The 12,783-nt window shown below is 42.8% G+C and carries 8 protein-coding genes and 1 pseudogene; 1 reads left to right on the forward strand and 8 read right to left on the reverse strand.

Features of this window, described 5'->3' with window-relative positions:
- Positions 1–16 precede the first annotated feature (16 nt).
- The 8 genes and pseudogenes from ACFFRD_RS31710 to ACFFRD_RS31745 form a co-directional block, all read right to left on the reverse strand.
- The gene (locus ACFFRD_RS31710; protein WP_392479756.1) at positions 17–1,429 is read right to left on the reverse strand and encodes a cobyrinate a,c-diamide synthase; all 1,413 of its coding nucleotides are present in this window, start codon (positions 1,427–1,429) and stop codon (positions 17–19) included.
- A gap of 36 nt (positions 1,430–1,465) precedes the next feature.
- A pseudogene (locus ACFFRD_RS31715) lies at positions 1,466–2,083 on the reverse strand (S-layer homology domain-containing protein); the annotation flags it as partial.
- Positions 2,084–3,770: 1,687 nt separating this feature from the next.
- Positions 3,771–4,484: a conjugal transfer protein TrbI gene (locus tag ACFFRD_RS31720; RefSeq protein WP_163936458.1), complete on the reverse strand. Its 714-nt coding sequence runs from the start codon at positions 4,482–4,484 to the stop codon at positions 3,771–3,773.
- A 549-nt stretch (positions 4,485–5,033) separates the two neighbouring features.
- Complete coding sequence (locus tag ACFFRD_RS31725) at positions 5,034–7,196, reverse strand: tetratricopeptide repeat protein (RefSeq protein ID WP_392479759.1); 2,163 nt, start codon at positions 7,194–7,196, stop codon at positions 5,034–5,036.
- A 516-nt stretch (positions 7,197–7,712) separates the two neighbouring features.
- Complete coding sequence (psb34, locus tag ACFFRD_RS31730) at positions 7,713–7,892, reverse strand: photosystem II assembly protein Psb34 (protein WP_114081855.1); 180 nt, start codon at positions 7,890–7,892, stop codon at positions 7,713–7,715.
- 197 nt (positions 7,893–8,089) lie between these two features.
- The gene (gene thiO / locus ACFFRD_RS31735) at positions 8,090–10,108 is read right to left on the reverse strand and encodes a glycine oxidase ThiO (protein ID WP_392479762.1); all 2,019 of its coding nucleotides are present in this window, start codon (positions 10,106–10,108) and stop codon (positions 8,090–8,092) included.
- Positions 10,109–10,207: 99 nt separating this feature from the next.
- Entirely contained in the window at positions 10,208–10,612 is a 405-nt protein-coding gene (locus ACFFRD_RS31740; RefSeq protein ID WP_179074285.1) for a hypothetical protein, read from the reverse strand.
- Between the two features lie 16 nt (positions 10,613–10,628).
- Positions 10,629–10,967, reverse strand: coding sequence for a 2Fe-2S iron-sulfur cluster-binding protein (locus ACFFRD_RS31745; RefSeq protein WP_163927518.1), 339 nt, complete (start codon positions 10,965–10,967; stop codon positions 10,629–10,631).
- A 75-nt stretch (positions 10,968–11,042) separates the two neighbouring features.
- On the opposite strand from ACFFRD_RS31745, the gene cimA reads away from it, so the two are divergent.
- Positions 11,043–12,704 carry a citramalate synthase gene (gene cimA / locus ACFFRD_RS31750; protein ID WP_392479766.1) on the forward strand — a complete coding sequence of 554 codons (1,662 nt, stop codon included), beginning with the start codon at positions 11,043–11,045 and terminating at the stop codon, positions 12,702–12,704.
- Positions 12,705–12,783: the final 79 nt, after the last annotated feature.

A 12,783-nucleotide genomic window follows, 5' to 3' on the forward strand; every position in this document is an offset into this window, starting at 1 on the left:
CACCAACCTACTTAACCTACTTATAAATTCTACATTCTTTAAGAAACTGTTCGGGAATTTCTCTACTTTCTCCCCAATGCAGATGAACATAAGAAGCATGAACATTTGCAGGAAAACCCCATCCCTCGCATCCCATATTTTCATCACAATCGTAGCGAGAAGTTTCAAATAGGGGCTTAGTGGGAGTTAAGGTTAAATGGGAACGATGAAATTCATGTCCGTGAACAGTTGTACCTGCCTTCACTAACAGATTATCTTGCAAAGCTACTGCACGACGATAGCCCAGAGTTAAACGCGCACCCATGACAGCAGATGTCGGTAAAACTCCCGTCATCGCCCAAGATTTACCCTCAAAATCGATAATTTGCTCACACAAATACATTAATCCTCCGCATTCAGCGATCGCAGGCATTCCTTCCAGAATTGCTGTTTTCACTCCATCACGAACGCTGGTATTTTCTGCTAGTTTCTGGGCAAAAACTTCTGGGAAACCTCCGCCAAAATACATTCCCTGGACATCTTTTGGTATTGCAGCAGCTTCTAAGGGACTCCAGAAAACCAGTTCTGCACCAAGTTGTTGCAGCAAATCGAGATTGTCTTGGTAATAAAAATTAAAAGCGCGATCGCGGGCGACTGCAATTCTGATAGAGGAGGGAGAATGAGGCGGATTAGGGGGAGGAGGGAGAGGTTGTGATTTTAACAGGGGTAATAAGTTTTGCCAATCGAAGCAAGTATCTCCTAAATCGGCGAGGCGATCAATCAAGGCATTGAGTTCGGGAAGTTCTGCTGTGGGTACTAAACCCAAATGGCGATCGGGAATTGTGATGTTATCTTGACGACGCAACACGCCGAGAATCGGTAATTCTAAGGGTTTTAGGGCATCTTTGAGGAGAGAGAGGTGGCGATCGCTTCCCACGCGATTTAATACTACCCCAGCTATTTTAATTCGGGGGTCAATAGATTGGTAGCCGTGAGCGATCGCAGCTACAGAACCAGACAAGCGACTGCAATCAATCACCAACACCACAGGTAAATCTAAAAGCCGTGCAATGTGTGCCGTACTTGCAAAATCATTAATTTGTCCTTTGTCATTAGTCATTAGTCCTTTGTCTTCTGCAAATGACAAATGACTATTGACCAATGACGAAATTCCATCAAATAATCCCATTACCCCTTCAACTAAAGCATATTCAGTCAGTTGACTGTGACGGGCAAAACATTGCTGAACGTAGGTTTCTGAAGTCAACACTGGGTCTAAGTTGCGACAAGGACGACCAGTTACGTGTTGATGAAACATCGGATCGATGTAGTCTGGGCCTACCTTGAAAGATTGCACCAGGCGATCGCGACGACGTAAAGATGCTAAAAGGGTAAGCGTGACTGTTGTCTTGCCCACCCCACTACGTTCTCCAGCAATGATTATAGACATGGATAGTTGTTGATTTGGCAGTTAATTGCTGAAGTTTGACACGACATAAGGCGAGTTAATTGCTGAGGCTTGCTTAGAACTAACCAGTGCTTGGTAGATAAAAGCTGCTACCTGGGCGCGAGTTGCGGTTGCGGTTGGATTCAGGGACTTCACATTAGGATAGTTCACCACAATTTGCTTTTGGGTTGCGGCTGCGATCGGGCTACGGGCATAGCTAGCGATGTTAGAGGCATCGTTGAAATATTTCAGAGTGTTTTCGGTATTGCCACCAGAAGTATATCCCAGACCGTTGGCAAGGGAAACCAAAACCTGCTGGCGGGGAATAGCTTGATTAGGTTGAAACCGATTACCGGGATATCCAGATAAAAAACCAATGGTATAGGCTTGCCCAATTGCACTGTATGCCCAATAGTTGCTAGGCACGTCAGCAAAATTGATCGCCTGCCTCTGCTGTGATTTAGGGAAAGCTTTGTTGACCATAGCGGCAAATTGAGCGCGTGTCACAGGTTCTTCAGGGCGGAACCTACCATCAGGAAATCCAACAATTACACCTCGCTGTGACAATTGTTGAATAAATTGTGCTGCCCAATAGTTAGATGAAACATCAGAAAAAGCAATTTGAGCTAAAGATTGCGGGGAGCATCCCGCTTGGATAGGTTTCCCTTGTAAACTATAAGTTACTGACTCACAAACAAAACCTGCGGAGTTAGACTCTACATAAATCCGTGTTGGTGGATTTTGTTTATCTAGTCGCGATTTCCAATCATTAGATATTTTTTCGAGAGTAGGATATTTTTTTAAAACCTGTGAATCTGCAACAATATCGTGAGTTCCCTTAACACTTATTTTAGAAACATTAAGGTATATATTGTAATCATAAACAACGTTTTTATTTTTATTGTTACTATTAATATCTTTGCCAGGGTAAGCATAGAGAATATTGTTTAAAATCCTGACATCAGATGATACATTAGCAAATATTTGCCCATCCTTAATTTCAGGGCTTTGATTATTTAAAACAGCAGTGTTATTTACAATATCAACATGATCGCTTAAGAATGTATGAATACCTGAGCCACCATTATTAAATGTCAGATTGTTTTTAACTAAAGTGCGTCCTTGATATGCGCCCAATTTTGAATTATTCTGATCGTTTCTTGTAGTATCGATAATAATACCATTACCATCCGTGATCTTTCCAACTGCAATCCAAGGGATGTACATACGATTGTTGTAAGCCTTGTTGTTGGTAACAAACATTTTGTATCCCTGGTTTTTGTCAGAATTCCAATTATTCAACATTGAAATACCACTAGCACCATAAACACCATACCAGGCATTATTGAAAACTACGTTATTATCTACTGTCACATAATCTGATTGAATCGCTGAAATACCTGCTCCTCCACAGTCATGCACTTTATTGTTCAGAATACGGATGTGATGAACATGACCACTGGTTCGTCCGTCAATGCTGATGCAGTTTCCACTCGTGAGTGGGTTTTGTCTGTTATTCTTCTCACTCATCGCATAATCAAGAGTTATATTGGCATTATTCCCTATAACCTCCAGTCCGTTGATCTCAATATATGAAGCTCCACTTGAAATTAGAATACCGCTCCATGTATTGTGCTGAATTTTTGGGAAATGTCCAGGATATGCTTTATACCTAATCCAGGCATTTGCAGTTCCAGAACGTTTAATACTTACTACACTCAAAGCTTTGGCTACATTTTTGTAGGCTCCATTCATAATCAATACTGTATCACCAGGGTTGGTAAGGTCTGCTGCTTTCTGAATTGTCCTAAATGCGGATGAAGTAGAAAGTCCGCTATTTTTGTCGTTTCCATTACCACTAACATAGTATGTTTTCGGTGTTGAATTCGCGCTAATTAGCTTGTTGCTAGATAGGCTAATTTCGTTGTTAGTGGATATCTGAGGGGCATTTTCAACTAAAGATACTTTTATCTTTTCTCCCTGAGTCAAAAGAATTAACACCACGGGAATTGCAAGAGATGTGCTTAAAATTAAACTTTTACTTACCATAATAAAATGCTCTTTTATACACTACTTGAGAAAAAATATCAGGATATTAGGTAATTTTGAATACTCTTTTCGATAGAGAATAAAATAGAGATGACTTTCCTAGCTCTTTCCTTCAATAGCATACTTCAATAAGTATTCCAATAAATATCGATGGTGATGAAGACGATATAGAGATATGATAGTTGCTATTAAATAGAATTTTTTAGGTCTAAAAATGAAGGCGATCGCACACTCTAGTTAAAGTGGCGATCGCCTATAAGGGGTGATTAAAGTCACGACTTGAATACAGTTAAATCTAGTAGCGTGAGCGTGGTACTAAATTCAAATTAGAATTCAGTGTGAGCCTTAAATCTTGTGCGGGTCTGATGACAAACAAATTTGCTTCTTTTTTCCGCAATAGGACACTCGCACCTGCACCCGCAGCCGCACCAATAACAGGTTTTAAATCATCAATTCTGTTGTTACCAGTAATTAGTGAACCTAAAAGACCAGCACCTCCACCAATAGCTGCATCAGTTAAAACCTGACCAGTGCTAGGCCCTTGTGAAACTTTTTGAGTTGTGGTGTATGTCCGAGAAGTTGCATTAATCGACTGACGCTGACCATTAGAAAATTCTAATTCTTGAGCGACAAACCGCACGCCTTTTCCTTGGTTATCATCTGTATTTCTTGAATAATTATCTAAGTCAACAGATTCTAGCCGCCCATTTACTTTAGTTCCAGCAGGAATTAAGACGTTTCTATTTCTGTCGATAATGTCATTGGCTATTCTCAAGGTTATAGATTTACTTTCCCCAGGAGCAATAGTAATAGTCTCTTTCTCGTAGGTGACAGGAAAAGCAACCCCAGAAGGAATGGTAACGTTTCCATATTGAGTATTTCTGTCTTGCCCAATTCTATATTGTGCATTGGCAGGAGCCAAGCTTAATAGGGGGCTAGCGACGCTTGCGGTAACGGCTATTGCCATTAGTGCAGCAGTTCTAGATTTCCATTGATGTGAGCGAGCCATAAGAGGGTTGTCCTTTGTGTATGTGATGTATTTAATGACGGTGATTTACTGAGTTTGTTTCTGACTGTTTTTAAACCTGTCTATAAGCGTATTCCGAAGATAAGAGTACTTATTATTATGGTATTCGGTGCGATCGCACCTCAGAATTTAGTATCCTGCTAATGTGCCTCACTCAAATCAGAGGCAAGACATTCATCCGACGTAAAAGAGTATCATTTTGTTCCTAAGTGTTCTTTTATTACTTGTGTCCACATATCTAAGCCATTGATATAGAGGTGATGGGCTAACTGCGAACTCTTACTTCTATTCTAAATTGATTTGCTAGGACTTGGGAAATATCTTCGCTTTCTTAACGAATGATTTACCTATGGTACCGATAGTCACAGAACCATACAAACAAAACCTGCGCTGGCGGATTTTAATCTTTTATTATTCACAAAAGTTATGAAATAGAGATACCCGAAAAAGTGAGAACATCTGCTTGAACAGAGAACCTTACTTGATGCTCTGACTGATTTTCAAGTTGATATCAAGTTACTCCTCAATACCTTATAACTTTGACAAAATCTCTGGCAACATCTGACTAGGAACTTTAGATAAAGCTAGAGTTTGTCCCTGTATTCCTAATTCATTATGAAAAGCACGAATAGTTTTCACCACATAAGTAAAGGTTGTTTGATAAGCCTCTGATTGTTTGATCAATCCGTTTAAGGCTTGCAAATGGTAGTCTAAAGCTACTTCTAAGTGTTGAGAATGTGTTGCTTTGTCACCATTAAACGACTTATCTATCACTAGCTGATAATGTGCTAGTGCCAAGTTATTATAAGAGGCAAGCAAATCAAAGCTTAAAGGAGTACCGCTAAGTGAGTGAGCCAAAGCTATAGCCTCTTCATAAGCGCTGATACATAGGTGCAAATACTTTTGACGTGCCTCTTTAGTTGTCTGAGAAAGGTTTGCTAAATGCCAGTAGGCAGTACCTAGATTATTTTGTGTAGCGGCGCAGGCACTAGGAACATTAGCTGGAGTGCGATACTTAAGAGCTTTGCTATAGACATTAATAGCTAGCTGGAGATTTTGGGCAGGTTGTTCGTATTGTGCCAGATTCCAACAGGCAGTGCCGATGTTGTTTTGAATCATCCCATACTTAAGCGGTTCCTCTTCGGGGTTGTAGTATACGAGTGCTTCGTTGTAAGCTGCGATCGCTTTCTTTAAATGCACAATCGGTTGGTTGTATTGCCCTAGATGCCAGTAAGCAGTACCCAAATTATTCTGGCAAGCTGCATACTTTAATGAATCCATATCGGCTGTACGGTAGCTGAGTGCTTCGTTGTAAGCTAATATTGCCTCCTGCCAATTTTCAGATGGGTGAGAAAAACGGGCTAAATCACCATAAGCCGTCCCCAAATTATTTTGCACACGAGCGTAAGTTTCTCGATGCGTCTGCGGTGAAATCATCTTTAACGCCAACTGATAAAATTCTATTGCCTGCTCTATATAAGTTTGTCCCTCCTCAGAATTGGGTGGTGTACGGTATAGCATCCAGTAGAGTGTACCCAAATCATTCAAGATATCTGGAAGTTGTGGTGAGCTTTCGTCATAGCTAATAGCCTCCTGATAGGCAATAATTGCCACCATCAGGTTTTCTAGGGTTGACTCTCCTTGCTCAATCCGAAGGCGGTATAAAGTGCCTAAGCGATGATAAGCTTCTGCCAGTACATCCCCTGAAGCTTGCTTTTCGTGTAATTCTTCAATCTCCAACAAAATCTGCTGCGGTTGTAAATAATTTTCAGTATTTTTATCACTACTTGCGTTAATTGTTGCGGTTACTAGCTCTGTTAACTCGCTACTTACATAAGATAAAGACAACAGCGATTGATTATTTTTACCACTACCAGACCTATTAGTAAATTCCTGGGTTTTGTGTACGCCATTCCCTTGTATCTCTGCTGGGAAACCGGAATTATTCTCAAACTTGAACTCAGAAGTTGTGGTTTTGAGTTCTGCTTGGTTAACTGATTTATCTAAAACCGACTGCTCAATATTCCCTAAATCCAAGTTTCTCGAAGGTGAAAAACGTTCTGGATAGCCTGCATTTTGAGTCGCGGGTGTGGGTTCTCCAGCAAACACAAATACACCAGTCCGGCAACGCCAAAATTGTGGTGCTGATTGCTTAATGGCAGATAACCAAGGACGCGGTATCCACAACAGCAAGTTAGACTCTAGAAATCGACTGGATTCTTGTGTAGAAAAATATTGCTCACTTAAGCGGAGATAGTGTAAAAATAAACGCTGTGTTGCTACTGTTTCCTTGGTGAGATGTTCCACGCCGACAATCTGAAATGCTGGTACTGGGAAAGGTCTTCCAGGGGTATCTTTTGATGCTCCAACAATTGGTGGTGGATAATTAGCTAACCATTGATTTATCTGAACTATGGGATTGGGTTCGTTTAAATTTAAACGCAATGTGACTAATCGCGGATAAGCTGGAGTGCTATTTTCTTGGGCATTTGATGACTGATATAGCACCTGTCCAACAGGATAAGCCAATGTAGAATGCAAGCGAGCTGCTACTTGATTTCTTAGGTGTAAATCGTCACATACTGCTAAAAAAAGTTGTCGTCGTAAGCCAAGGCTTAGGGCAAGTTTCAGGCGGTGGTATACTTGCCGATTCAAAGTAGAATTATTGTTGTGTGCAGTATCATTCACGCTCATAGCGGCTAAAAAGCCAAAACATAGTACATATCAACGTTTTGGGTCTATCTAAGTGGGCTAAAGTCATACAGCAGTTTTCTTTTGTATGAAGTACAAAGCTACAGGTTTGGAGGCTGGAGGTAGGAAACAGAAATTTTTGATATGTGATTTTGAGTCCTACATTTTATAGCTCACTTATTTGCAAACTGCTGTAATAAAAATTATTTTTAAGTAGATGTTGTGTCAATACGGTTCGGATAAGCATTTTTCACTTTCCTTGTGGTCTGGGTAAAGGGTAAGGGGTAAAGGATGTATTCAAAACATGAGTCCCTTTCCCCTTTCCCCTTTAACCGAACCGTATTGGATGTTGTGTTGCTCAGAATAAATTCAGCCTTCAAGTCTAACAGTCATAAAAAGTATAATTATATACTTTAATGGCTAATTCAATTTTAACAAAAAATAAAAAAGCAGGCCCCTCTTAAAATCGGAACCTGAAAAACGATAAAGAAGATTAAGTTTTCTGAAAATATTTTATGATTAACTGCTCTTAGAAACGAAGAAGGCGACTAGAATCAAGCCGACAACCAAAGCTGTAGCGGCAACTCCTAGTATGAGATAAGTTCGTTTTTGCCCTTGTGTTGGAGGTTCTGCTTGATAAATCTTTGGTTCCCGGGCAAAATTATTCAGAAGGCCGCCTTCTTCATTGGTATAGGGCATGAATTAATTCCTTTATCTTGATACTTCATTTAATGTTACATAAATGCTAAATCCGCTCTGAAACTGCTAGACAAATCGTTACATTATTGGGAATTGGGAAGAGGACAAGGGGACAAGGGGAAAGACTTATTTCAAGTTCTCACCTCTTGTCCCCTTGTCCCCTTGTCCCCTGCTCCCCTGCTCCCATTCCCCATTCCCTAATTGGTAATCGTCCCAGTGAGAGGTGAACTAGGACTGGCGTAATCTTTGATCGGCATCCTGCCAGCAAGGTATGCTAGGCGACCGGCGACTGTTGCTAAATTCATGGCACGAGCCATTGCTGCTGGGTTGGCAGAAAGAGCGATCGCACTATTAATCAATAAAGCATCTGCTCCCAATTCCATTGCTTGAGCAGCTTCTGAGGGTGAACCAATACCAGCATCTACCACCACTGGCACATTCGCATTTTCGATGATGATTTGGATGTTGGCGGTTGTTTTTAGCCCTTGTCCAGAACCAATTGGTGATGCCAAAGGCATTACCGTCGCACAACCTACTTCTTCTAAACGCTTGGCTAACATAGGGTCAGCGTTAATATAAGGCAATACTGCAAAACCTTCTTTAACTAGTTGTTCTGCTGCTTGCAGCGTCCCAATTGGATCTGGGAGTAAATACTTAAGATCAGGTATCACTTCTAACTTGACAAAGTTATTATCTTCCTGCCCTAATAATTTCGCCATTTCTCGCCCCAACCGCGCCACCCGAATCGCTTCTTCAGCAGTTTGGCAACCTGCGGTATTGGGCAACATCCAAATTTTTGTCCAATCCAAAGCTTCGGCTAAACCTTCATGTCCGGGGGCCTTGGTTTGTACCCGTCTTACAGCGACGGTGACAATCTGGCAATCACTGGCGGCAACACTTTGCTGCATTTCTTCAATGCTGCGATACTTACCAGTTCCCGTCATCAAGCGGGATTGGAAGGTTTTGCCAGCAATAATTAGCGGCGAGTCTTGAACTGGGAGAGAGGATATAGTAGGACGATTCCCGTTGGAGAAGTTGGCAGAGTGAGTCAGCATTGGAGTGGGGGTAGATGGCTGGGATTGGAAGCGCGAATAGTGAAAATCAGCAAGTAGAGGATCGGACTTTTGTTCTAAGATTAAATCGGCAATTAATGCGGCTGTTACAGGTGTAAGTAGAATCCCGTTACGGTAATGACCTGTAGCAAGGGTTAAATTTTGACAGTGGCTAGTACCAAGGATGGGTAACTCATCGGGGGTGGCTGGGCGAAATCCCCACCAGAACTCTTGGATGGGATAATGCTTTAATTGGGGATACAGCCGGATGGCAGCTTGTAATAATTTTTGAATGCCGTCTGGGGTGTTGTTGGGGGTGAAGCCAACATCTTCGCTTGTTGCCCCGATAATCAGGCGATCGCGTCTTGGTACGATGTAAGTATTATCCCCAAACAAAATCCGCTTTAAGGGCACTTCCGGCGCAAATTCTGGTAGCCGTACACTCAGCATTTGTCCTTTTCTGGGTAGCACGGGTAGCGGCAATAACTCATTTGACCAAGCACCTGAAGCTAAAACATAGTGCGCGGCGCGAATTATTCCAGCATTGGTTTGCACGCCAACCACTTGTCCTTGCTGCTGTAAAAATGCTTCTACTGTAATACCGTCTTTGAGTTCAACACCAACACACTCAGCCGCCGTCCGCAATACTTGAGCTAAAGCCTTATTATCAACTTGTGCATCTTCAGGATACCACCAGCCACCAACTACCTCTGCTCCTAATCCTGGCTGATATTGATGAATTGCCTCTTTATTTAACCAGTAAGCCGGGGATGAGGCAGGGGAGCAGTGGGAAGGGTGCAGAGGAGAGAAATTTTCCCCCTGCTCCCTGCTCCCTGCTCCCTGCTCCCTGCTCCCCTGCCCCTCCGCCCCTTCAAAGACGGGTGCGAGAATACCACAGGCACGGTAGCCAGTATTTAAACCAGTTAGTTCTTCTAGTTTAGTTGTCCAGTCGGGATATAAAGCACGCGATCGCCAACACAATGAACGCATTGCCTCATTAGTGATGTTTTCTGCATCTGGTGCTAACATCCCGGCGGCGGCGTGGGTAGCGGCAGCTTGAAAGTCACGACAAAGCACGGTGACGTTTGTCCCGCGCATTTTTAGTTCAATAGCGATCGCTAAACCAATAACGCCGCCACCAATAATTACGATCTCACTAGTCATTAGTCATTTGTCATTAGTCATTTGTCATTAGTCATTAGTACATAACTAATTAACTCATAACTTATAACCTATAACTCGTAACTAAAGACGGATATATCGTTACCACAAGGCGCGAATTGGTTCGTTGCCTTGATTGACATCGCTGGATGGCGTGTTTTCGGAACTATCTGTACTGCCGTCTGTTGTACTGTCAGCAGGTGATGTTGAGTCATCAGAAGGATTCTGAGCAACGCTGCTTCTGTTGTCAGGTCTTGGGGCTACAATACCGCGTCTGTTTTCGTTTGTTTCGGTTGTTTCGGTTGTTTCGTTTCCTTCCGTTGCAGTTTCTTCATTTTTGCTGCCAGCACTGCTATTAACATTGATATTAGCTGGCAGAACTTTTGCTGCTTTACCACTGGGAGCGTTAGCACTTTGCACGCCCATAGGAAAATTGATGCCTAGTAATGTACCAAGCAGAATGGCTAAACCTCCAGCCATTAAAATTAGGGGTGTCCATCTACCCATCTTGTCTTACTCCTTTTTAACCTTTTGGTGTCCACACTATTCGAGAACCTTGTCCCCAAAATCCATCAAACTTTGTCACTTTCACATCGCCTAAAACCTGAGTTTGGCAGGCTAAACGCAAGTCTGTTGTAGGAGAATGGGGAGGAAGCGAACGCCGGGCTCGATCGCGCCAATTCGCTGCTGATACTTCGCCCTCTACCTTAACCGCACAGGTTCCGCAACTGCCAATGCCCCGACAGTTTATTACCTTAGCACCGTCATTGTAGAGGTGAATACCATTTTGCAGCAAAATTGTTCGGAGATTGCTTCCGCTTACGCACTGAATTGTTTTACCTTCAGCTAGTACTTTAGGCATTTTTAAATTGCCAAACTGGCTTTTTGTTGTATATTGACACATTGCCTCGAAAGTTGTCTCGTCGGTCCCAGTTTTATGACCACAAATTCCTCACCTCAACTTTGGCTCTATGACACTACATTACGGGATGGCACTCAGCGCGAGGGGCTATCTGTATCGATAGAAGATAAGTTACGCATTGCCAAGAGACTCGATCAACTGGGAGTTCCCTTCATTGAAGGCGGTTGGCCTGGTGCTAATCCCAAGGATGTACAATTTTTCTGGCAACTCCAAGAAGATCCGCTAAAACAAGCTGAAATTGTGGCTTTTTGTTCGACTCGACGGCCCAACTCCACTGCTGAAACCGAACCGATGCTACAGGATATTTTGGCTGCGGGAACTCGCTGGGTAACGATTTTTGGTAAGTCTTGGGATTTACATGTCACAACTAGCCTCAAGACGACATTAGAAGAAAATTTGGCGATGATTCGTGACACCATTGAGTACCTCCGTTCTCAAGGTCGTCGCATTATCTACGATGCCGAACATTGGTTTGATGGTTACAAGCACAATCCAGATTATGCTTTACAGACATTAGAGGCTGCGATCGCATCTGGTGCTGAATGGCTAGTCCTCTGTGATACCAATGGCGGCACTTTACCCCATGAAATTGGGCAAATTGTTCAAGATGTCAGTAGTCATTTGTCATTTGTCATTAGTCAAGAAACAATGACGAAGGACAACGGACAAAGGACAATCCCCCAAATTGGAATTCATACTCATAACGATTCAGAAATGGCGGTTGCTAACGCAATAGCCGCCGTGATGGCAGGGGCAAAGATGGTACAGGGCACAATTAATGGTTACGGTGAACGTTGCGGCAATGCTAACCTCTGTTCTTTAATTCCCAATTTACAACTGAAGCTGGGTTACAGTTGTATCACAGAAGACCAGCTAACACAACTTACAGAAGCTAGTCGTTTTGTTAGTGAAGTGGTCAACCTCGCGCCAGATGAACACGCTCCCTTTGTGGGACTTTCGGCTTTTGCCCACAAGGGTGGTATTCATGTATCAGCAGTAGAACGTAATCCCCTGACTTACGAACACATTCAGCCGGAACAAGTCGGGAATCATCGCCGCATCGTGATTTCTGAACAGTCTGGACTTAGCAATGTTCTAGCCAAAGCCCGCAGTTTTGGGATTGACCTCGATCAACTCAAGGCAGAAGCCAAGGAAATTCTCCAACGTCTCAAAGATTTGGAGAGTGAAGGATTTCAATTTGAAGCAGCAGAGGCCAGTTTTGCACTACTGATGCACGAAGCTTTGGGAGGTCGCCAGAAGTTTTTTGAAGTCAAAGGTTTTCAAGTCCACTGTGACTTGATTGAGGGTAAAGAAACTAGTAACGCCCTAGCTACCGTCAAAATCGCTGTTGACGGCAAAAATATTCTGGAGGCGGCAGAAGGTAATGGCCCCGTTGCTGCCTTGGATGCGGCTTTACGCAAGGCTTTGGTAAATTTTTATCCCCAAATAGCAACCTTTGATTTGACGGATTACAAAGTGCGGATTCTCAACGGACATACGGGGACTGCGGCAAAAACCCGTGTGTTAGTAGAATCAGGCAATGGTCGTCAACGCTGGACGACGGTAGGGGTTTCGACCAATATTTTGGAGGCTTCCTATCAAGCGGTGGTGGAGGGCTTGGAATACGGTTTGTTATTGCACTCCCAGGCAGAAGCGGCGGTGAAAGTTTCTAGTTGACAAAATGGGGTATTTAGTGTGGGGATAGTTTGCGTTTTTCGATAATTGGGGGAAGCGATCGCACTTTGGCGATCGCTTC

Source organism: Nostoc sp. C110, assembly GCF_043099725.1.
Lineage (GTDB): Bacteria > Cyanobacteriota > Cyanobacteriia > Cyanobacteriales > Nostocaceae > Nostoc > Nostoc muscorum_A.

Excerpts from the sequence above, each read along its gene's own strand:
- ACFFRD_RS31710 (WP_392479756.1), bottom strand. The coding sequence starts at position 1,429 with ATGTCTATAATCATTGCTGGAGAACGTAGTGGGGTGGGCAAGACAACA.
- ACFFRD_RS31720 (WP_163936458.1), bottom strand. The coding sequence starts at position 4,484 with ATGGCTCGCTCACATCAATGGAAATCTAGAACTGCTGCACTAATGGCA.
- ACFFRD_RS31725 (WP_392479759.1), bottom strand. The coding sequence starts at position 7,196 with ATGAGCGTGAATGATACTGCACACAACAATAATTCTACTTTGAATCGG.
- psb34 (WP_114081855.1), bottom strand. The coding sequence starts at position 7,892 with ATGCCCTATACCAATGAAGAAGGCGGCCTTCTGAATAATTTTGCCCGG.
- thiO (WP_392479762.1), bottom strand. The coding sequence starts at position 10,108 with ATGACTAGTGAGATCGTAATTATTGGTGGCGGCGTTATTGGTTTAGCG.
- ACFFRD_RS31740 (WP_179074285.1), bottom strand. The coding sequence starts at position 10,612 with ATGGGTAGATGGACACCCCTAATTTTAATGGCTGGAGGTTTAGCCATT.
- ACFFRD_RS31745 (WP_163927518.1), bottom strand. The coding sequence starts at position 10,967 with ATGCCTAAAGTACTAGCTGAAGGTAAAACAATTCAGTGCGTAAGCGGA.
- cimA (WP_392479766.1), top strand. The coding sequence starts at position 11,043 with ATGACCACAAATTCCTCACCTCAACTTTGGCTCTATGACACTACATTA.